Annotated in this window: 20 protein-coding genes; 7 read left to right on the top strand and 13 right to left on the bottom strand. The window is 60.5% G+C overall.

The window, feature by feature from the left end:
* Nucleotides 1-63: 63 nt before the first annotated feature.
* The 5 genes from leuS (at nucleotide 64) to BZL43_RS20085 (ending at nucleotide 6,179) form a co-directional block, all read left to right on the top strand.
* On the top strand, nucleotides 64-2,670 hold the full coding sequence (gene leuS, locus BZL43_RS20065) for a leucine--tRNA ligase (protein WP_095633906.1): 2,607 nt from the start codon (nucleotides 64-66) through the stop codon (nucleotides 2,668-2,670).
* Nucleotides 2,671-2,758: 88 nt separating this feature from the next.
* Complete coding sequence (gene lptE / locus BZL43_RS20070) at nucleotides 2,759-3,364, top strand: LPS assembly lipoprotein LptE (RefSeq protein WP_095633907.1); 606 nt, start codon at nucleotides 2,759-2,761, stop codon at nucleotides 3,362-3,364.
* A 39-nt stretch (nucleotides 3,365-3,403) separates the two neighbouring features.
* Nucleotides 3,404-4,441: a DNA polymerase III subunit delta gene (gene holA / locus BZL43_RS20075; RefSeq protein WP_095633908.1), complete on the top strand. Its 1,038-nt coding sequence runs from the start codon at nucleotides 3,404-3,406 to the stop codon at nucleotides 4,439-4,441.
* A gap of 188 nt (nucleotides 4,442-4,629) precedes the next feature.
* Complete coding sequence (gene arfA, locus BZL43_RS20080) at nucleotides 4,630-4,794, top strand: alternative ribosome rescue factor ArfA (protein ID WP_003176285.1); 165 nt, start codon at nucleotides 4,630-4,632, stop codon at nucleotides 4,792-4,794.
* 62 nt (nucleotides 4,795-4,856) lie between these two features.
* Nucleotides 4,857-6,179 carry a lytic murein transglycosylase gene (locus BZL43_RS20085; protein ID WP_095633909.1) on the top strand — a complete coding sequence of 441 codons (1,323 nt, stop codon included), beginning with the start codon at nucleotides 4,857-4,859 and terminating at the stop codon, nucleotides 6,177-6,179.
* Between the two features lie 101 nt (nucleotides 6,180-6,280).
* On the opposite strand, the gene BZL43_RS20090 is transcribed toward BZL43_RS20085, so the two are convergent.
* From BZL43_RS20090 to BZL43_RS20150, 13 genes are all read right to left on the bottom strand, one after another.
* On the bottom strand, nucleotides 6,281-7,231 hold the full coding sequence (locus BZL43_RS20090) for an LD-carboxypeptidase (protein ID WP_095633910.1): 951 nt from the start codon (nucleotides 7,229-7,231) through the stop codon (nucleotides 6,281-6,283).
* Nucleotides 7,232-7,404: 173 nt separating this feature from the next.
* Nucleotides 7,405-8,427 (bottom strand): lipoyl synthase, encoded by a 1,023-nt coding sequence (lipA, locus tag BZL43_RS20095; RefSeq protein WP_095145403.1) that lies wholly within the window; start codon nucleotides 8,425-8,427, stop codon nucleotides 7,405-7,407.
* A 1-nt stretch (nucleotide 8,428) separates the two neighbouring features.
* Nucleotides 8,429-9,076: a lipoyl(octanoyl) transferase LipB gene (lipB, locus tag BZL43_RS20100; protein ID WP_095633911.1), complete on the bottom strand. Its 648-nt coding sequence runs from the start codon at nucleotides 9,074-9,076 to the stop codon at nucleotides 8,429-8,431.
* On the bottom strand, nucleotides 9,076-9,351 hold the full coding sequence (locus BZL43_RS20105; protein ID WP_095633912.1) for a DUF493 domain-containing protein: 276 nt from the start codon (nucleotides 9,349-9,351) through the stop codon (nucleotides 9,076-9,078). Before BZL43_RS20105 ends, lipB begins: the two co-directional genes overlap by 1 nt.
* An 80-nt stretch (nucleotides 9,352-9,431) precedes the next feature.
* Nucleotides 9,432-10,589 (bottom strand): D-alanyl-D-alanine carboxypeptidase family protein, encoded by a 1,158-nt coding sequence (locus tag BZL43_RS20110; RefSeq protein WP_095633913.1) that lies wholly within the window; start codon nucleotides 10,587-10,589, stop codon nucleotides 9,432-9,434.
* Between the two features lie 182 nt (nucleotides 10,590-10,771).
* Nucleotides 10,772-11,782: a septal ring lytic transglycosylase RlpA family protein gene (locus tag BZL43_RS20115; RefSeq protein WP_095633914.1), complete on the bottom strand. Its 1,011-nt coding sequence runs from the start codon at nucleotides 11,780-11,782 to the stop codon at nucleotides 10,772-10,774.
* Nucleotides 11,782-12,792 carry a lytic murein transglycosylase B gene (gene mltB, locus BZL43_RS20120; RefSeq protein ID WP_095633915.1) on the bottom strand — a complete coding sequence of 337 codons (1,011 nt, stop codon included), beginning with the start codon at nucleotides 12,790-12,792 and terminating at the stop codon, nucleotides 11,782-11,784. Before mltB ends, BZL43_RS20115 begins: the two co-directional genes overlap by 1 nt.
* Nucleotides 12,793-12,809: 17 nt before the next feature.
* Nucleotides 12,810-13,913, bottom strand: coding sequence for a rod shape-determining protein RodA (rodA, locus tag BZL43_RS20125; protein WP_168185123.1), 1,104 nt, complete (start codon nucleotides 13,911-13,913; stop codon nucleotides 12,810-12,812).
* 31 nt (nucleotides 13,914-13,944) lie between these two features.
* A complete protein-coding gene (gene mrdA / locus BZL43_RS20130; RefSeq protein ID WP_095633917.1) occupies nucleotides 13,945-15,840 on the bottom strand; it encodes a penicillin-binding protein 2 in 1,896 nt (631 codons plus the stop codon).
* Nucleotides 15,841-15,850: 10 nt separating this feature from the next.
* Nucleotides 15,851-16,318, bottom strand: a complete 468-nt coding sequence (rlmH, locus tag BZL43_RS20135; protein WP_029292262.1) for a 23S rRNA (pseudouridine(1915)-N(3))-methyltransferase RlmH — start codon at nucleotides 16,316-16,318, stop codon at nucleotides 15,851-15,853.
* 9 nt (nucleotides 16,319-16,327) lie between these two features.
* Complete coding sequence (gene rsfS / locus BZL43_RS20140) at nucleotides 16,328-16,822, bottom strand: ribosome silencing factor (RefSeq protein WP_095633918.1); 495 nt, start codon at nucleotides 16,820-16,822, stop codon at nucleotides 16,328-16,330.
* Nucleotides 16,823-16,894: 72 nt separating this feature from the next.
* Nucleotides 16,895-17,605 (bottom strand): nicotinate-nucleotide adenylyltransferase, encoded by a 711-nt coding sequence (gene nadD / locus BZL43_RS20145; RefSeq protein ID WP_095633919.1) that lies wholly within the window; start codon nucleotides 17,603-17,605, stop codon nucleotides 16,895-16,897.
* The gene (locus BZL43_RS20150; RefSeq protein WP_095633920.1) at nucleotides 17,574-18,845 is read right to left on the bottom strand and encodes a glutamate-5-semialdehyde dehydrogenase; all 1,272 of its coding nucleotides are present in this window, start codon (nucleotides 18,843-18,845) and stop codon (nucleotides 17,574-17,576) included. The genes nadD and BZL43_RS20150 overlap by 32 nt, the downstream gene beginning before the upstream one ends.
* Before the next feature lie 189 nt (nucleotides 18,846-19,034).
* On the opposite strand from BZL43_RS20150, the gene BZL43_RS20155 reads away from it, so the two are divergent.
* Together BZL43_RS20155 and BZL43_RS20160 are read left to right on the top strand one after the other, a co-directional pair.
* Nucleotides 19,035-19,733, top strand: coding sequence for a DNA-3-methyladenine glycosylase (locus BZL43_RS20155; protein ID WP_095633921.1), 699 nt, complete (start codon nucleotides 19,035-19,037; stop codon nucleotides 19,731-19,733).
* A 192-nt stretch (nucleotides 19,734-19,925) separates the two neighbouring features.
* A complete protein-coding gene (locus BZL43_RS20160; protein WP_095633922.1) occupies nucleotides 19,926-21,242 on the top strand; it encodes a bifunctional DedA family/phosphatase PAP2 family protein in 1,317 nt (438 codons plus the stop codon).
* Nucleotides 21,243-21,258: the final 16 nt, after the last annotated feature.

Genomic DNA, 21,258 nt, shown 5'->3' on the forward strand with positions numbered 1-21,258 from the left:
TTCTCACCGTCCAGCGTTGCATTGAAGAGGATTAGGCCACCCCTATTCAGTTCAAAAGTAGCCATGCACGAACAATATCAGCCCCGTGAAATCGAAGCCGCCGCCCAGTCATTCTGGGATGAGCAAAAGTCCTTTGAAGTCAGTGAACAGCCAGGCAAGGAGACGTTCTACTGCCTGTCGATGTTCCCTTACCCCAGCGGCAAGCTACACATGGGGCACGTGCGCAACTACACCATCGGCGACGTGATCTCCCGCTACCAGCGCATGCAAGGCAAGAACGTCCTGCAACCCATGGGTTGGGACGCCTTCGGCATGCCGGCGGAAAACGCCGCGATGAAGAACAACGTAGCGCCCGCCAAGTGGACCTACGAAAACATCGCCTACATGAAAAGCCAGCTGCGCAGCCTGGGCCTGGCGGTGGACTGGTCGCGCGAAGTGACCACCTGCAAGCCTGATTACTACCGCTGGGAACAATGGCTGTTCACTCGCCTGTTCGAAAAAGGCGTGATTTACAAAAAAAGCGGCACGGTGAACTGGGACCCGGTCGACCAGACCGTTCTGGCCAACGAGCAGGTGATCGACGGTCGCGGCTGGCGTTCCGGCGCGCTGATCGAAAAGCGCGAAATCCCGATGTACTACTTCAAGATCACCGCCTACGCCGATGAGCTGCTGGAGAGCCTCGACGAACTGACGGGCTGGCCTGAACAGGTCAAGACCATGCAGCGCAACTGGATCGGCAAATCCCGCGGCATGGAAGTGCAATTCCCGTACGACGTCGCTTCCATCGGTGAAACCGGCGCGTTGAAAGTTTTCACTACCCGTCCGGATACCCTGATGGGCGCAACCTACGTTGCCGTGGCCGCCGAACACCATTTGGCCACCCTGGCCGCGCAGAACAACCCTGAGCTGCAAGCGTTCATCGCTGAATGCAAGGGCGGCAGCGTTGCCGAAGCCGACGTCGCCACCCAAGAGAAAAAAGGCCTGCCAACCTCGCTGTTCGTCGAACACCCGCTGACCGGTGAGAAACTCCCGGTGTGGGTCGCCAACTACGTGCTTATGCATTACGGCGATGGCGCGGTGATGGCTGTTCCGGCTCACGACGAACGTGATTTCGAGTTCGCCACCAAGTACAAGCTGCCGATCAAATCCGTGGTGCGCACAAGCTCCGGTGACACCAACCCGGCGCCTTGGCAGGATGCGTACGGCGAGCACGGCACGCTGATCAACTCCGGCGAATTCGACGGCCTCGACTTCGCAGGCGCCTTCGACGCCATTGAAGTGGCGCTGATCAAGAAAAACCTCGGTGCCTCGCGCACCCAGTTCCGCCTGCGCGACTGGGGCATCAGCCGTCAGCGCTATTGGGGCTGCCCGATCCCGATCATCCACTGCGACACCTGCGGTGATGTGCCGGTCCCGGAAGATCAACTGCCCGTGGTGCTGCCGGAAGATGTCGTGCCGGACGGCGCTGGTTCGCCGCTGGCGCGCATGCCCGAGTTCTACGAATGCACCTGCCCGAAATGCGGCGCCGCGGCCAAGCGTGAAACCGACACCATGGACACCTTCGTCGAGTCCTCGTGGTACTACGCCCGCTATGCCTCGCCCCACTATGAAGGTGGTCTGGTGGAAAAATCGGCGGCCGACCATTGGTTGCCGGTGGATCAGTACATCGGTGGCATCGAACACGCCATTCTTCACCTGCTTTATGCGCGCTTCTTCCACAAACTGATGCGTGATGAAGGCCTGGTGAGCTCCAACGAGCCGTTCAAGAACCTGCTGACCCAGGGCATGGTGATCGCCGAGACTTACTACCGTCGCGAAGCCAACGGTGCCTACACGTGGTTCAACCCGGCGGATGTCGAGCTCGAACGCGACAGCAAAGCCAAGGTCATCAGCGCCAAGCTGATCGCGGATGGCCTGCCGGTGGAAATCGGTGGCACCGAGAAGATGGCCAAGTCGAAAAACAACGGCGTTGACCCCCAGTCGATGATTGACCAGTTCGGCGCAGACACCTGCCGCCTGTTCATGATGTTCGCCTCGCCACCCGACATGAGCGCGGAATGGTCCGACTCCGGCGTAGAGGGTTCGCACCGCTTCCTCAAACGCGTCTGGCGTCTGGCTCAAGCACACGTCATCCAGGGCCTGCCGGGCAAACTGGACATCGCCAGCCTGAGCGACGAACAGAAAGCCATTCGCCGCTCGATCCACCAGGCGATCAAGCAGGCCAGCCACGACGTCGGCCAGAACCACAAATTCAACACCGCCATCGCCCAAGTGATGACGTTGATGAACGTGCTGGAAAAAGCCGCGCAAGGCACCGAACAGGATCGCGCACTGATTCACGAAGGCCTGGAAACCGTGGTCCTGCTGCTGGCTCCGATCACCCCGCACATCAGTCACGAACTGTGGCATCGCCTCGGTCACGCCGATCCGGTCATCGATGCCGGCTGGCCGGTGCTGGATGAAAGCGCCCTGGTACAGGACAGCCTGCAGCTTGTCATTCAAGTCAACGGCAAGCTGCGTGGCCACATCGAAATGCCGGCCAGCGCCAGCCGCGAAGAAGTCGAAGCGGCCGCACGAGCCAACGAAAACGTCCTGCGCTTCGTCGATGGCCTGACTATTCGCAAAGTGATCGTAGTGCCTGGGAAACTGGTCAATATCGTCGCCAGCTAAATTGGATCGGGCGCCAGGTCATGCCTGGCGCCGGTAAAACCTTTCGGGCCGCTTGACCGGCCCACATGGTTTCAAGGGGAGCAACAAGATGATCAAACGCAATTTGCTGGTGATGGGCCTTGCAGTCCTGCTGAGCGCCTGCGGCTTCCAGCTGCGCGGCACCGGCACCACTGAACTGGCAATCAAGGAACTCGATCTGAGCGCCCGCAATGCCTACGGCGAAACCGTGACGCAATTGCGTCAGGTGCTGGAAAGCAGTGGCGTCAAGGTCTACAGCGGCGCACCGCACAAACTGGTGCTGACCGATGAGCAGGAAAGCCAGCGCATCCTCAGTTACGCAGGCGCCGGTCGTACTGGCGAGTACCAGATGAGCATGGTGCTGAACTACGACATCCGGAGTCAGAGCAACCTGCCATTGCTGAGCGACAAGCTCGAAGTGCAGAAGGTCTTCATCCATGACGGCAACAACCTGGTGGGTTCCGACCAGGAAGCCAACGATGCTCGCAAGGAAATGCGTCGTGAACTGGTTCAACGCATGATGCTGCGCCTGCAACAGCTCTCCCCAACTCAGTTGGAACAGCTGCAACAGACCGCTGACGCCAGGGCCAAGGCTGAAGCCGACGCACTGGAAGCTGCGCAGAAAGCTGAAGCGCAGATGCCGCGTCAGTCGCCTATCGAACTGCCGCAGCAATAAGCCTTACGGGGCGCTCAGGCGCCCCGTTTGCCTCTTCTTATGAAACTCGCCCCCGCCCAACTCGCTAAACACCTGCAAGGTGCCCTCGCGCCGATCTATGTCATCAGTGGCGATGACCCGCTGCTGTGTCAGGAAGCCGCCGACGCCGTTCGCGCGGCTGCCCGCCAGCAAGGTTTCGATGAACGCCAGGTCTTTGCCGCCGACGCCAGTTTCGACTGGGGTACGCTGCTGCAGGCCGGTGCCAGCATGTCGCTGTTCGCTGAAAAACGTCTTCTGGAACTGCGCCTGCCCTCCGGCAAACCCGGAGACAAAGGCGCTGCGGCATTAATTGAGTATTGCTCGCGCCCGGCCGAAGACACGGTGTTGCTGATCAGCCTGCCCAAGCTGGATGGGAGTGCGCAGAAGACCAAGTGGGGCAAGGCACTGATCGAAGGTCCGCAGACCCAGTTCGTGCAGATCTGGCCCGTGGACACCCACCAGTTGCCGGGCTGGATCCGTCAACGCCTCTCCCAGGCCGGGCTTTCCGCCAGCCAGGACGCCGTTGAACTGATCGCCGCCAGGGTCGAGGGCAACCTGCTGGCTGCCGCCCAGGAAATCGAAAAGCTCAAGCTGATGGCCGAAGGTGGCCAGATCACCGTCGAAACGGTGCAAGCCGCGGTGGCCGACAGTGCGCGTTTCGATGTTTTCGGCCTGACCGATGCGATTCTCAATGGCGAGGCTGCTCACGCCCTGCGCATGCTCGAAGGGTTGCGCGGCGAAGGCGTCGAACCGCCGGTGATCCTCTGGGCGCTGGCCCGGGAACTGCGTCTGCTGGCCAACCTGTCGCTGCAATACAGCCAGGGCGTGCCGCTGGACAAAGCCTTCAGCCAGGCCCGACCGCCAATCTGGGACAAACGCAAACCGTTGATGAGCAAGGCGCTGCAACGTTATTCGGCACAACGCTGGGCGCAGTTGCTGCTGGAAGCCCAGCGCATCGACGCACAGATCAAAGGCCAGGCGGCGGGTTCGCCGTGGATGAGCCTGAGTCGGTTGACGCTGTTGATGGCCGGGCAGAGATTGTCGTTGCCCGCCGAGTAATGTTTTTGACCCATAACGGCCATTCGCGGGCAAGCCTCGCTCCTACAGAGATCGTGTGTGATTCCTGTAGGAGGGAGGCTTGCCCGCGAAGGCGTCCGAAAGGTCCTACACAATGTAGGGACTAGACAAAATCCCCACTTCGGCAGATTATTCTCCCCGCAAAATCCACTCACTTGCGAGAGATCATCATGAGCAAAAAGCCATCTAAACATGGCCCCAACAAGGCCAAATCCATCATCGCCCAGCCACTGTTCCGCAGCCGTCAGGAACGAGCCGGCAAGGGCAAAGGCAGCTACCGCCGCGAAGCCTTCCAGTCTAATAGCTGGGAGGCTTCTTACTTTCTGGCGGCCTGAAAGGCAAGCCATCGCTCAACATGTTAAGGTCTGCATCTGATTCGTATCCTCTGGACCTGTGCATGCCCCTTTGTATTTCCCGTCGTTGGCACTTTCGCCAACTGATCGCTGCCTCCAGCCTCGTTCTGCTTGTCGCCTGCGCGGAAAAACCCACTGCCGCCGACGCCCAACCGCTTCAGACCCGCACCGTTGCGACAGCCCCTGCGATCATTCCGCCGGTGGTTCCAACCGGTGAAAACCTCGACATCCAGCCAACCCAGAGCTTTGCCGAATGGCAGGCGGGTTTCCGTAAAGACGCGCTCGCCGCTGGCATTCGCGCCGACTTGTTCGATCGTGCTTTCGCCAATGTCAGCGTGGACGACAGCGTGATCCGTGCCGATCGCAGTCAACCGGAATTTACTCGCCCGGTGTGGGAGTACCTCGATGGCGCGCTGTCGCCGCTGCGGGTGCGCAAAGGTCAGGCGCTTGTCAGCGAGCACGCCGACATCCTGCAAAGCATCGAGCAGCGCTACGGCGTCGACCGTCAGGCTCTGGTCGCGGTGTGGGGAATGGAAAGTAACTTCGGTCAGTTCCAGGGCAGCAAGTCGGTGATCAATTCCCTGGCGACCCTGGCTTATGAAGGGCGACGTCCGGGCTTTGCCCATGCGCAACTGATCGCTGCCTTGCAAATCCTGCAACAGGGCGATATCGCCCCCGAGAAAATGCTCGGTTCCTGGGCCGGCGCCATGGGCCAGACCCAGTTCATTCCGACCACCTATAACACCCACGCCGTAGACTTCGATGGTGATGGCCGCCGCGACATCTGGAACAGCTCCGCTGATGCATTGGCCTCGACCGCGCATTACCTGCAAAGCTCAGGCTGGCAGAAAGGTCAGCCCTGGGGCTTCGAAGTTCAACTGGCGAGCGGCTTCAATTACGTTCTGGCCGATGGCGCGATTCGCAAGAGCGTGGCCGAGTGGCGACAACTGGGCGTGAGCCTGCCCAATGGCGGCCAGGTTCCAGCCGGCTCCGAACACCTGTCGGCCGCCCTGTTGTTGCCGGCAGGCTATCGCGGCCCGGCGTTCCTGGTCCTCGATAACTTCCGCGCGATCCTCAAGTACAACAACTCTTCGTCCTACGCCCTGGCCGTGAGCCTGCTGTCCGAGCGCTTCAATGGCGGCGGTTTGATCAGCGGTCTATGGCCAAAAGATGACTTGCCCCTGAGCCGTACCGAGCGCATCGAACTGCAAAACCTGCTGAGCGCCCAGAACTACGATGCCGGGACCGCCGACGGGATTATCGGTGCCAACACCCGCAAAGCGATCCGCAGTGCGCAGCAGTCGTTTGGCTGGCCGGCGGATGGTTATCCGACGCACAAGCTGCTGGAAGGGTTGCGTAACCGCTAAAAGCTTCGCGGGCAAGCCTCGCCCCTACAGGATTGTTGGCGCCCCACAATCCCGTAGGAGCGAGGCTTGCCCGCGAAGACTGACTATCAGGCGCTAATGAACTACCGCCTGATCACCACATCCTGCTCCAGCACCAACGTCTTGTCCCCCGCATCCAGCCTGACCAGCGCGCCCATCGGCAGCGTCAGATTCGGATCACAATGCCCGCTACGCCATCCGCCCAGCACGGGGATGCGCAATGGCGCAAAGGTCTGCTTGAGCAACTTCTTCAGCGCGATCGCATCGACGCCTGCCACATCCCCCACCAGAACCCCGCGCAGCTTGTGCAGCGTGCCCGCCAGACGCAAATGAGTCAGCAACCGGTCGATGCGATACAGCGGCTCGTTAATGTCCTCGATGAACAGGATGGCGCCCTCGGCATCGATTTCATAAGGCGTGCCCATGGTGGCGGTGATCATCGACAGGTTGCCCCCCAGCAAACGCCCGTGAGCGATGCCGGGCTCGATAGTGGTCAACGGCCAGGCCACCGGGTGAGAAAGCACAGTGCCCGCCTTCACCTGCCCGCGCAGCATGTTGAAAAACGAGAACTCGGTGGGTTGCTGTTTGTCACCCAGCAGGTCCGCGTTGAGCATCGGGCCATGGAAGGTCACAAACCCGGCATAACGACTGATGGCCATGTGCAGCGCAGTGACATCGCTGTAGCCGATGAACGGCTTGGCGTTGTTGCGCAGTAATTCGAAATCGATGCGATCGAGCAAACGCGGCGTACCGTAACCGCCACGCAAGCAGATGATGGCATCGACCTCGCTGTCGGCGAATGCGCCGTGCAAGTCATTGAGCCGCACATCATCGCTGCCAGCCAGATACCCCTCTTGCTCATAAACGCCGGGAAACACGCGCAGCGAATAGCCACGAGCGCGCATCCAGGTAATGGCTTTATCGGTGTCCAGCATTGCGGGGCCGGCGGGCGCGATCACGCCAATCAGCCCGGAAGGCGGCAAGGCCGGCACGGGGGCATGGGGACAAAGGGTATGGGTCGGTCGAGCAGTCATCCATGATTCTCCCTGTGAATGCTTCAGCACACAGTAGTCAGGAACGGGAATAAACAGAAGAGGGTCAATCGCACCACAGCGTGCAGGAAAAGACCGCAATCGCCGCGGGTACTGCCAAAAAAAGGCCCGCAAGGCCTGAGAGCCTTGCGGGCTTTTTTGTTCTCACAACAGGATCAGGACGACATCAGCTCGGCCTTGACCAGTTTCGCTTGCTCGTCAGCGTGGTACGAGGAACGCACCAGCGGCCCGGAGGCTACGTTCTTGAAGCCCATCTTGTAACCTTCCTCGGCGAACCAGGCGAACGTATCCGGGTGTACGAAGCGCTGGACCGGCAAGTGGCTGCGGGACGGTTGCAGATACTGGCCCAGGGTCAGCATGTCGATGTCGTGTTCGCGCATGCGCTTCATGACTTCGATGACTTCTTCGTCGGTTTCGCCCAGGCCCAGCATCAAACCGGACTTGGTCGGAATATGCGGCATCATCTGCTTGAAGCGTTGCAGCAGGGTCAGCGACCACTGGTAATCCGAACCCGGACGCGCGGCCTTGTACAAGCGCGGTACGGTTTCCAGGTTGTGGTTGAACACATCCGGCGGCTCGGCGGCGGTGATTTCCAGCGCGATGTCCATGCGGCCACGGTAGTCCGGGACCAGGGTCTCGAGCTGCACGTTAGGCGACAGTTTGCGGATTTCGCGGATGCAGTCGGCAAAATGCTGGGCACCGCCGTCACGCAGGTCGTCGCGGTCTACCGAGGTGATCACCACGTATTTGAGGCGCAGGTCGGCGATGGCAATGGCCAGGCTTTCCGGCTCATTGACGTCCAGTGGTTTCGGGCGACCATGGCCGACGTCGCAGAACGGGCAGCGACGGGTGCAAATGTCACCCATGATCATGAAGGTCGCGGTGCCGCCGGAGAAGCACTCGCCCAGGTTCGGGCAGGACGCCTCTTCGCATACGCTGTGCAGCTTGTGTTTACGCAGCAGGGCCTTGATGCGGTCGACTTCCGGGGAAACCGGGATACGCACACGAATCCAGTCAGGTTTCTTCGGCAGCTCAGTGGTCGGGATGATCTTCACCGGGATGCGTGCAACCTTCTCGGCGCCGCGCAGCTTGACGCCGGCTTCAACCTTGGCACGCGGGGCCGGACGCTCGGTGACATCGAGCGTCGGGATCATGGTTTGCACTGCATCAGTAGTCATATCAGTCGATTCCGCCCGTTAGGGTCGTCTGCTCAGCATAGTCGAGGTGTTTGACGAGCTGCGCGCGCAGCCGGGCACTTACCTCGGCAAATTCAATCGATCCTGCGTGATCGCGCAGCTGGGTCATTGCCAGCCCGGCGTAGCCGCAGGGATTAATCCGTCGAAACGGTTCCAGGTTCATATCCACGTTCAAGGCCAGGCCGTGAAAGGAGCAACCGTGGCGGATCCGCAGACCCAGAGAAGCGATTTTCGCGCCGTCGACATAGACACCCGGCGCATCCGACTTGGCCACCGCGGTCACGCCGTAGCTGGCCAGCAGCTCGATCAGGCATTGCTCCATGCGGCTGACCAGATCACGCACACCAAACCCCAGCTTGCGCACGTCCAGCAACAGGTAGGCCACCAGTTGGCCGGGACCGTGATAAGTCACCTGGCCACCGCGGTCGACCTTCACCACCGGAATATCCCCCGGCAGCAGCAGATGCTCGGCCTTGCCAGCCTGGCCCTGAGTGAACACCGGCGGATGCTCCACCAGCCAGATTTCGTCGGCGGCATCGCTGCCGCGTTCGTTGGTGAAGCGCTGCATGGCATGCCAGACCGGCTCATAAGCCATCTGACCGAGCTCGCGAAAGCCCAGCGTGCCAGACATCACAGCACCATGTGCACGAAACCGGTAGCCCGCAACTCGCTGTTGATGTCGTACAGCTGTTCCTGGCCGGTGGCGATAATGTGCAACTGGATGGTCGTGTACTTGCCGTTGGTACTCAGCCGTTCGGCAAAGGTGTCGTGGTCAACGGTCGCGTGTTTCTCAAGAATCGCGATGATTTTGTCCCTGAAACCCACGCCGGTGTCGCCGATTACCTTGATCGGGTAATCCGCGCAGGGGAATTCGATTTTTGGCGCCTTTACTTCGGTGTCTGTCATGGCGTAACGGCCTCGTAAGCCGTGGCAACGGACATGGCCCCGCTCCGGATTGGAAGGGGGCCATGCAGGTCCACACTAATTCAGTTGAACAAGCCGTAGAAGAATAGACGGATGCTATCCCACATGCGGCGGAAGATACCACCCTCGTCGACCGCGTCCAGAGCGATCAGGTCGGCGCTGTGCACCACTTTGTCGTCCAGTTTAACTTCGACTTTACCGATCACATCGCCCTTGGCGATTGGCGCCATCAATTGCGGGGTCATGGTCATGCTGGCGGCGAGCTTTTTCAGCTGGCCTTTTGGCAGGGTCATGGTCAGGTCTTGTGCCAGGCCGGCCTTGACTTGATTGGTGGTGCCTTTCCAGACAGGAGCCTGAGCCAGCTCGGCGCCTTTCTGATAGAAGGTCTGGGTTTCGAAGAAGCGGAAACCGTAAGTCAGCAGCTTCTGGGTTTCAGCAGCACGGGCCACTTCACTGTTGGTGCCGAACACCACGGCGATCAGGCGCATGCCATCACGTACGGCCGAAGACACCATGCAGTAGCCGGCTTCGTCGGTGTGGCCGGTTTTCAGACCATCGACGGTCTTGTCGCGCCACAGCAGCAGGTTGCGGTTAGGCTGCTTGATGCCGTTCCAGAAGAACTCTTTCTGCGAGTAGATCGCGTAGTGAGCCGGGTCTTCGTGGATGATCGCGCGGGCCAGCACAGCCATGTCGTGAGCCGACGAGTAGTGCTCCGGGTTCGGCAGACCGGTCGGGTTCATGAAGTGGCTGTTGGTCATGCCCAGATCGGCCACAGTTTTGTTCATCATGTCGGCGAACGCGTCTTCGCTGCCGGCGATGTGCTCGGCGAGCGCAACACTGGCGTCGTTACCCGACTGAATGATGATGCCGTGCAGCAGATCACTGACGGTGACTTGCGAACCCACCTTGATGAACATCCGCGAACCGCCGGTACGCCAGGCGTTCTCGCTGACGGTCACCGGATCGTTTTCACCGATCTGGCCACGACGGATTTCCAGGGTGGCGATGTAAGCGGTCATCAGCTTGGTCAGGCTGGCCGGTGGCAGGCGCTGATCACCATTGTTCTCTACCAGCACGTTGCCGCTGCTGGCGTCCATGAGTACATAGGCTTTGGCGGCCAGTTGCGGTGGCGACGGCATCATCTCGGCCGCGAAAGCCGCGGGAGAGAGAAGCAGCGGGACTAGCAGGCACAGGCGTTTGGCAAAGGTGGTGATGTTCATCCGTCTCTCGAAATCGCTAATGGAAACTGCCCTAGGGCAAAACTAATCAGACAACCCTTGAAAAAGTTGTCGCGTGTTCAGTTGCTCACTCTGCAACCCTTGCCGGGCTTTTGTTCTTCAACGAGCCAACAACCCGGTTCGCCCCCCAAACCGCAAGCGAACCGTCAAACAAGAACCAGGTATTACTCGGCGCTGACCAGGCTCGGCGAACCTAGATTGGCCAGCCGCACGCTGTTTTGCACTTGCTGGATTTCACCTGGCGAGCCGATCGGCCCCAGGCGCACCCGATGCAGTGTCTGTTGGTTACGCACGATCGAGCTGATGAACACCGGAGCGCTCACCATCGCGCTGAGCTTCGATCTCAGGAGTTCTGCAGCGTCCGGGTTGGCGAACGCGCCCACCTGCAGATACTGGCCAGAGGCTGGTACAGAAGCGTTTTTTTTTGCATCGATCTGCACAGGTACGACGGCCGCGGCGTGTTGTTGCGGCGGCGGCGTCCATTGCTCGACGGTACCGGCCGATGCCGTTATCACCGGGGCGCTATTTTGTGCGATTTTCGGCTCGTTAAGCATTAAAGGCGCCGGGCGACCTTTGGCTGCCCACCATTGCTGCGGGTCGATGCCTTCGACCTTGACCCGCGCCGTACCGGTTTCGGCATAGCCGAGTTTCTTGGCGGCCGCGTAGGACAAGTCAATGATCCGGTCCGAATAGAACGGCCCGCGGTCGTTGACCCGCAGGATGACCGTTTTGTTGTTGTCCAGGTTAGTCACCCGCACGTAACTGGGCAGCGGCAGGGTCTTGTGCGCTGCGCTCATGCCGTACAGGTCATACACTTCGCCGTTGGCGGTGTTCTGGCCATGGAATTTGGTGCCGTACCAGGACGCAGTGCCCGAGGCCACGTAGGTTTTGGATTCTTGTATCGGGAAATAAGTCTTGCCCAGCACCGTGTACGGGTTGGCTTTATAAGGACCGCTGTGCAGGGTCGGCGTGGCATCCGGAATGCGCGTTACGTCGACGTCCCACCAGGGTGCGCCGTCCTTGTGAGCCCGGTTGATATCCAGGCCAGGTGCCGAACGAACGGCGGTCGAGGACTTTTGCGCCGGCGCGCGACTGGTCGAGCAACTGGCGAGCACAATCGTCAACGCGGCAAATGCCATGAGCTTCAGGGGTTTATCCATAGGCAATGCCCGCATTACTTGACGCCCCGTGCTTGGACCAGCTGTTCAGACAGTTGATGTACGGCCATGGCGTACATCACGCTGCGGTTATAACGCGTGATTGCGTAAAAATTCGTCAGGCCCATCCAGTGTTCCGGGCCATTGTCACCTTCCAGGCGGAACGCCGTGACCGGCATATCATCGCGCAGCGCATCATGACTCGACCAGCCCAGCGCCCGCAACTCCCCGACAGTTTTCGTCGGCTCGATGCCTGCGGTCAAACCCTCGTCGACCTGATCGCCACGCACATCGGCACGACTGACCACCGGTTCGCCGGCAACCCAACCGTGGCGCTTGAAATAACTGGCGACGCTGCCGATGGCATCATCCGGGTTGGTCCAGATATTAATGTGGCCGTCACCGTCGAAATCCACCGCATAGGCGCGAAAACTGCTTGGCATGAATTGCGGCAAACCCATGGCCCCGGCGTAGGAGCCTTTGAGGGTCAACGGATCGACCTGCTCTTCACGGGCCAGCAGCAGGAATTCACGCAATTCCTTGCGGAAGAATTCAGCACGGGGAGGATAGTCGAAACCCAGGGTAGACAAGGCATCGATCACCCGGAAATTACCGGTATTTCGACCAAAGAAGGTCTCAACCCCGATGATCGAGACGATCACCTGCGCCGGCACACCGTATTCCTGCTCGGCGCGGGCCAGGATCGCTTCGTGCTGACGCCAGAAGTCCACGCCACGGGCGATGCGCGCATCGGTGATGAACATCGGGCGATATTCTTTCCACTGTTTAACCCGTTCGGCGGGTTTGGAGATCGCGTCCAGAATCGACTGTTTGCGCTCGGCTTCGCGGAACACGCCCATCAGCTGTTCACCGGCAAAACCATAGTCGCGGGTCATTTCACCGACGAACTCGGCCACCTGCGGCGAGCCTTCGTAATCGCCGGCCCACGCTGGCTGCGCGGTACCAAGGATGCTCACCAGGCCGACCCACGGCGCGTATCGAGTCGCCCAGCCACGCATTACTTGCATTGAAATCTTCACCTTATTCAAACCTGCGCGATCCACTTGCGATGGGTATGGATCGACATCAAAACCCCAAACGCTGACAGTAGCGTCACCAGCGAAGTTCCTCCGTAGCTAATGAACGGCAACGGCACCCCCACAACCGGCAACAGGCCACTGACCATACCGATGTTGACGAAAACATAAACAAAAAACGTCATGGTCAGGCTGCCCGCGAGCAATTTGCCGAACAATGTCTGTGCCTGGGCAGTAATCACCAGCCCGCGACCGATCAACAGCAGGTAAATCAGCAACAGTGCGCAGATGCCCACCAGGCCGAATTCTTCGCCCAGCACCGCAATAATGAAGTCGGTGTGGCTTTCCGGCAGGAAGTCCAGGTGCGACTGGGTGCCAAGCAACCAACCTTTGCCGAACACACCACCGGAACCGATGGCCGCTTTCGACTGGATGATGTTCCAGCCTGTGCCCAGCGGATCGCTTTCGGGATCGAGAAAGGTCAGGACTCGCTGCTTCTGGTAGTCGTGCATGACGAAGTACCACATGCCGATTGCCACCGGCACGGCCGCGGCAATCACGCTGAGAATCCAGCGCCAGCGCAGGCCGCCCATGAACAGCACGAACGCGCCACCGGCGAGAATCAGCAGCGAAGTGCCGAGGTCGGGTTGACGCACGATCAGGATGAATGGCAACCCGATCAGAAACAGACTGACGCCCACATGCTTGAGTTGTGGTGGCAAAGAGCGCTTGGCCAGGTACCAGGCGATGGTTGCCGGCATCAGGATCTTCATGAATTCCGAAGGCTGGAAACGGATCACTCCGGGAATGTTGATCCAGCGCGTGGCCCCCATAGCGTTGTGGCCCATGACATCCACCACCACCAGCAACAGCACGCCGATCACATAACCGACCGGCACCCAGCGGGCCATGAAGCGCGGCTCGAACTGGGCGATGACGATCATCGATACCAGGCCGATGCCGAAGGAAGTGGCTTGCTTGGCCAGCAGATCCCAGCTTTTGCCGCTGGCCGAATACAGCACGAACAGGCTGCCGGCCGCGAGGGTCAGCAGCAGGATCAGCAACGGGCCGTCGATGTGCATGCGTTGCAACAACGTCGCCCGGCGACGCATCACATCCTCGCTGGAGAGTATGCGATCGAAATTACTCTTCACGGGCCGTAGCCTCCGCACTGATAGGGCTGGCGTATTCGGCTTTCAGTCGGCCATCCTGGTCCAGGAGCCAGGCGTCCATCACTTGACGCACCACAGGCGCGGCGACGCCGGAGCCGGACTCGCCGTTCTCGACCATCACCGACACGACGATTTTCGGGTTTTCGGCCGGTGCGAAGCCAACGAACAGAGCGTGGTCGCGGTGGCGTTCCTGGACCTTGGAGCGGTCGTACTTCTCGCCCTGCTTGATCGCGACCACCTGGGCCGTACCACTTTTGCCGGCGATCCGGTATTGCGAACCGATCGCGGCCTTGCGCGCGGTACCGCGGGCACCGTGCATCACCTGCTGCATGCCGTGGTTGACCCGGGTCCAGTCCGACGGGTCGCGCAGGATGATGTCCGGCATCGGATTTTCGTCCACCGGCTTCGCACCTTCGAGAGTCTTGGCCAGATGCGGACGATTCCACACACCCTTGTTGGCCACCAGCGCCGTGGCCTGCGCCAACTGCAACGGAGTGGACTGCATGTAGCCCTGACCGATCCCCAGAATCAGCGTTTCGCCCGGGTACCAGGCCTGCCGACGGGTCGCGCGCTTCCATTCCCGGGTCGGCATCAATCCTGGCGACTCTTCGAACATGTCGAGGGAGACCTTCTGGCCAATCCCGAATTTGCTCATGTAAGCCGACAATCGATCAATCCCCAGCTTGTGCGCCAAGTCATAGAAATAGGTGTCGTTGGACCGCATGATCGCCGTGTCCAGGTCCACAAAACCGTCGCCGGTACGGTTCCAGTTACGGTATTTGTGATCGTAATTGGGCAGTTGGTAGTAACCGGGGTCGTAGACCCGGGTCGCCGCCGTGACCACGCCCGCATCCAGGCCGGCAATCGCCACCGCCGGTTTAATCGTCGAGCCCGGCGGGTACAGACCGCGCAACACGCGGTTGAACAATGGCCGATCGATGGAATCGCGCAGCTCGGCATAGGCTTTGAAACTGATGCCGGTAACGAACAGGTTCGGGTCGAAACTCGGCTGACTGACCATTGCCAGCACTTCGCCGGTGTTCGGGTCCAGCGCCACGACCGCGCCGCGGCGACCACCCAGCGCGGCTTCGGCGGCTTCCTGCAATTTGATGTCCAGGCTCAGGACAATGTCCTTGCCAGGAATCGGATCGGTACGCTTGAGTACGCGTAATACGCGACCTCGTGCGTTGGTTTCGACTTCCTCGTAACCCACCTGGCCATGCAATTCGGCCTCATAGAAGCGCTCGATGCCGGTCTTGCCGATGTGGTGGGTGCCGCTGTAATTGACCGGATCGAGCGACTTCAGCTCCTTCTCGTTGATCCGCCCCATGTAGCCCACCGAGTGCGCAAAGTGCGGGCCCTGCGGGTAATGACGCACCAGTTGCGCGACCACTTCCACCCCGGGCAGGCGGAACTGGTTCACTGCGATGCGGGCGATCTGCTCTTCGGTCAGTTCGAACAGGATGGGCACCGGTTCGAACGGCCGGCGCCCCTGACGCATGCGCTTCTCGAAAATCACCCGGTCTTCGGGCGTCAGCTCGAGCACCTCGACAATCACATCGAGCACATGCTGCCAATTGCCGGAGCGTTCGCGGGTCATGCTCAGGCTGAAGCTGGGCCGGTTATCGGCTACTACCACGCCATTGCGATCGAAGATCAAACCGCGGGTCGGCGGAATCGGTTGCACATGGACGCGGTTGTTTTCCGACAGGGTCGAGTGGTACTCGTACTGGATCACCTGGAGGAAATACAGCCGCGCGATCAGCACGCCGATCAGCGCCACCACCGCAATGGCCCCGAACACGACGCGGCCGCGCACCAGACGGGCGTCTTTTTCGTGGTCCTTGATGCGGATCGGCTGGGGCATGAGGGCAGAACTACTTGTGGTAAGGGTGGCCGGACAGAACTGTCCAGGCACGATACAGCTGTTCGCCGATCAGAATCCGCACCAAGGGGTGCGGCAGCGTCAACGGCGACAACGACCAGCGTTGATCTGCCCGGGCACAGACTTCCGGCGCCAGCCCTTCGGGGCCGCCGACCATGAAATTCACCGTGCGCGAGTCCAGCCGCCAGCGATCGAGTTCGACCGCCAGTTGCTCGGTACTCCAGGGCTTGCCGTGGACTTCGAGGGTGACAATGCGCTCGTTCGCCCCGACCTTGGCCAGCATGGCCTCGCCTTCCTGACGGATAAAACGCGCCACGTCGGCGTTCTTGCCGCGGGTATTGAGCGGAATTTCCACCAGTTCCAGCGCCAGCTCGGACGGAAGACGCTTGGCATATTCATGCCAGCCTTCTTCCACCCATTTGGGCATGCGTGAACCGACGGCGATCAGTCGCAGTCGCACAGCGGTCCCTTATTGCTGGTCTTTGTTGAGCTTGATGAAATGCTCATGGGTGTTTTCCGGGCTGTGGTGCGCGGCGCTGCCGGCACGGCTCTGCTCGGCACCCTGCCACAAACGCTCCAGGTCATAGAACTGGCGAGCGCTGGCAGTCATCATGTGCACGATGACGTCGTCCATGTCCAACAGCACCCAGTCGCTGTCGCCCTTGCCTTCTTCGCCCAATGGCTTGACGCCCTTGGCCTTGACCGACTCGCGGACCTTATCCAGCATCGCGCCGATCTGACGGTTGGAAGTACCGGTAGCGATGATCATGAAATCAGTGATGCTCTGTTTTTCACGAACGTCGATCACCAGAACATCCTGGGCCTTGACGTCTTCCAGGGCCGCTACGGCAACCTTGACCAGCTCTTCACCGCGCAGTTCCGGGCCGGTATCAGCCACTACTGGCAGTGGAGCGCTCTTGAACGTGCCCTTGCGCTTTACTTTGTTTACGTCTTTGTCAGTCATATAAAACTCGTTTTGCTCGTATGTTCGGGCGCTTCGGTACACGGGTTCACGTGCCTTGAAGCGCGCCCTTTTTCAGTTCGACGCACGGTAGAGTCCGTGCGCATCGATGTAGGCCAGGACCGCGTCGGGCACCAGGAAACGTACCGACTTACCGCTGGCCAGCAGTTGACGGATCTGGGTGGCGGATACCGCGAGCGGCGTCTGCCAGACGAATGCAATCTGTCCGCTCGGCCCTTTGAGGGCCAGCGGGTCGCTCACCGAGCGCGCTGCCAGCAGGTTGCGCAAGGCATCCGGCGGTTCGCTGTCGGCATCCGGGCGTTGCAGCACCAGGATGTGGCAATGCTGGAGCAACTCTTCCCAGCGGTGCCAAGTGGGCAGGCCGCAAAATGCGTCCCAGCCCAAAAGTAGAAAAACCTGGTCCGCAGCGGCCAGTTCGGCGCGCATCAGCTCCAGGGTGTCGATGGTGTAGGACGGTTTGTCCCGCTGCAATTCGCGGGCGTCCACCACCAACGGTGGCACACCGGCCACCGCGCACTTGACCATCGCCAGACGGTCCTTCGCCGACACCTGCGGCGTACCGCGATGAGGCGGCCTGGCACTGGGTGTCAGACGCAACTCGTCGAGCGCCAGCGACTCGGCAACTTCCAGTGCACCGCGCAAATGGCCGATGTGCACCGGGTCGAAAGTCCCGCCCAGTACGCCAATGCGTCGAGGCTGGGGCTCGCTGACCGACGGGTTTAAGTCGCCCAAGTCAGACCGACTCCTGGCCGCGCAACTGACCATCACCGATCACGACGTACTTCTCGCAAGTCAGCCCTTCGAGGCCCACCGGGCCGCGGGCGTGCAGCTTATCAGTAGAAATGCCAATCTCGGCACCCAATCCGTATTCGAAGCCATCGGCGAAGCACGTCGGCGTATTGATCATCACCGAAGACGAATCGACTTCGGCCACGAAACGCCGGGTGTCGGCCAGGTTTTCGCTGACGATCGAATCGGTGTGATGGGAGCCGTACTGGTTAATGTGTTCGATGGCCTGATCCAGCCCGTCGACCACGCGGATCGAGAGGATTGGCGCCAGGTATTCGGTGTGCCAGTCCTCGGTGGTGGCCGCGACGGCCTCGATGATCGCCCGTGTACGCTCGCAACCGCGCAGTTCGACGCCTTTTTCGCGGAACTGTGCCGCCATCGACGGCAGGAATTCCTTGGCAACCGCTTGATCCACCAGCAGGGTTTCCATGGCGCCACAGATGCCATAACGGTAAGTCTTGGCGTTGAAGGCAATGCGCTGGGCTTTCGGCAGATCGGCGTGGGCGCTGACGTAGACGTGACAAATGCCGTCCAGGTGCTTGATCACGGGTACGCGGGCATCGCGACTGACCCGTTCGATCAGGCCACGGCCACCACGGGGCACGATGACGTCGACGTATTCGGGCATGGTGATCAGCGCGCCAACGGCGGCACGGTCGGTGGTTTCGACCACTTGCACCACGGCGGCCGGCAGATCGGCCTCGGCCAGGCCGCGCTGAATGCAGGCGGCAATGGCACGGTTGGAATGAATCGCCTCGGAGCCGCCACGCAGGATGGTCGCGTTGCCAGACTTCAGGCACAGGCTGGCGGCATCGATGGTCACGTTCGGCCGTGATTCGTAGATGATCCCGATCACGCCCAATGGCACGCGCATCTTGCCGACCTGAATGCCGGACGGGCGATAACTCATGTCGCGGATCGCCCCCACCGGGTCTGGCAGTGCCGCAACCTGACGCAAACCGACGATCATGCCGTCGATGCGCTCCGGGGTCAGCGCCAGACGTTCCAGCAAAGCAGGCTCCAGACCATTGGCGCGGCCGGCCGCCAAATCCTGTTCATTGGCTGCGGTCAGCTCGGCGCGTGCAGCGTCCAGCGCATTGGCAGCCGCCTGCAAGGCGCGGTTTTTCTGCGCGGTGCTGGCACGGCCGATCACGCGGGAAGCTTCGCGGGCGGCGCGACCCAAACGGGTCATGTAGTCAAGAACGGACTCAGTCATGGTCTGCAATGGTCTTTGCTAAGGTCTTGGTAAAGAGTAAAGCGGCAGATTATAGCTGTCGCGTCCCGGGACTAACAGCGGTGACAGGCGGATGGTCGAAATGGAGGGCAATTTGCCGACGTTCAGCCGGGATTAAGCTGCATATTGTTATCATCACGACTCAATCAGCCCTGATAAACGCTGTTCATCATGACCAACCTGCCTGTTTCAGCGTCCGCTACGCGCCAGCCCACGGGGTTGCCGGATGCATTTTTCGACCGCGATGCCCAAACGCTGGCCCGGGATTTACTGGGCAAAATCATCCGCCATAAGGTCGGCGACCTGTGGCTCAGTGCCCGGATCATCGAAACCGAAGCCTATTACTGCGAAGAGAAAGGCAGCCATGCCTCCCTTGGCTACACAGAAAAGCGTAAGGCTTTGTTTCTGGATGGCGGCCACATCTATATGTATTACGCCCGCGGCGGCGATTCGTTGAACTTCAGCGCTCAGGGTCCGGGTAATGCGGTATTGATCAAGTCAGCCTACCCCTGGGTCGATGAACTGAGCGGGCCGGCTAGCCTGGCGCAGATGCTATTGAACAACCCCGATGCCCAGGGCCGCCCTCGCCCCTCGCAAAAGCTGTGTGCCGGGCAGACGCTGCTTTGCAAGGCACTGGGGTTGAAGGTGCCGGCCTGGGACGCCAAGCGCTTCGACCATGAAGTACTGCTGGTGGAAGATGTCGGGCCGGCGCCCGGTCACATCATCCAGACCACACGCCTGGGCATCCCCCAAGGGCGCGACGAACATTTGATGTACCGTTTTGTTGATGCGGCTTACGCACTTTATTGCACGCGCAACCCGCTGCGCCGGGGACAGGTCGAAGGGCGTGATTATTTTTTGCTGTCCTGATACCCGCTGAATCTTGATGCAAAGGAAACCCTTGTGGGAGCGGGCTTGCCCGCGATAGGGCCATACCGGCCGACATCGATGCTGACTGTCCCGACACCATCGCGGGCAAGCCCGCTCCCACAGGGTTTTAGGGTGTTGTTTAAATTGTGTTCGCCCACCAAGGGGCCAATTGAATCAGATGGAGTTGTTTTTATGGGCCCATGGCTCGATAGCGTGACCGGTTGGCTGACAGTCAACCCGCAGTGGCTGGCCGCGGCAGTGTTCATCGTGGCTTGCGTTGAATGCCTGGCGATTGCCGGGTTGATCGTGCCCGGCACCGTGTTGCTGTTTGCCGTGGCGGTCCTGGCCGGCAGCGGCGCGTTGTCCTTGGGAGAAACGCTGCTGCTGGGTTTGCTCGGTGGTGTGCTGGGTGACATTGTTTCGTACTTTCTGGGGCGCCATTTCCACCAGAACATCCGGCGTCTGCCGGGGTTGCGCCATCATCCGGAATGGATCGCCGGGGCCGAGGCGTATTTCCAGCGTTATGGCATTGCCAGCCTATTGGTCGGACGTTTTATCGGCCCGCTACGACCGATGTTGCCGATGGTCGCAGGAATGTTCGACATGCCATTCCCGCGCTTCGCTGTCGTCAGCCTGCTGGCCGCCGCAGGCTGGAGCGTTGCGTATCTGCTGCCCGGCTGGGCCACGGGAGCGGCGATTCGCTTGCCGTTGCCGGAAGGTTTCTGGCCCGAGGCCGGGATTGTCGCGGGCAGCATTGCACTGATGGTGGGGCTGAGTGCCACCAGCAGCCTGCGCCGACATCGCAAAGCCACGATGTTCATCACCGGCATGAGCCTGCTGATTCTGGCGGGGCTGTTTATTGGCTACCCGCACCTGAGCGCGCTTGACCAAGGCGTGATGACGCTGGTGCAGGAGCATCGCAGCCCGATGCTCGATGAAATAGCCGTAGTGTTCACACTGATCGGCGAATTCCGCAACATGTTGATGTTGAGCGCGCTGCTGACAATTCTGCTGTTGCTGACGAAGCAATGGCGGCACGCAATCTTTGCCGGTAGTACGTTGCTGTTCACCGCACTGGGCAATACTGCGACCAAGCACTTTTTCGCCCGCATTCGCCCGGAAGTGCTGAGTGATCCATTGACCAGCTACAGCATGCCCAGCGGCCACGCATCGGGCTCTTTCGCGCTGTTCTTGACCCTCGCGGTGCTGGCGGGTCGCGGACAACCGCCGCGCATGCGCCTGACCTGGTTGTTGGTGGGTTGCTTGCCAGCGCTGACGATTTCCTTTTCACGGGTGTACCTGGGGGCCCACTGGCCGACCGATGTACTGGCCGGCGCGATGCTGGCGGCATGCGTATGTGCGGCCAGCCTCTGGCTGACTCAACGGCAGATCTCACTCAACGCCATGCCGTCGAAAATCTGGTGGCTGGTATTGCCTTCATTGGTGGCGTTGTTCGGTTTCTTTGTGTTGAAGCACATGCCGCATGCGATGTTGAGATACGCGTACTGAAAGATCAAAAGCGCGC

The sequence above is a fragment of the Pseudomonas sp. PICF141 genome (assembly GCF_002286815.1).
In the GTDB taxonomy this organism is placed as follows: Bacteria; Pseudomonadota; Gammaproteobacteria; order Pseudomonadales; family Pseudomonadaceae; genus Aquipseudomonas.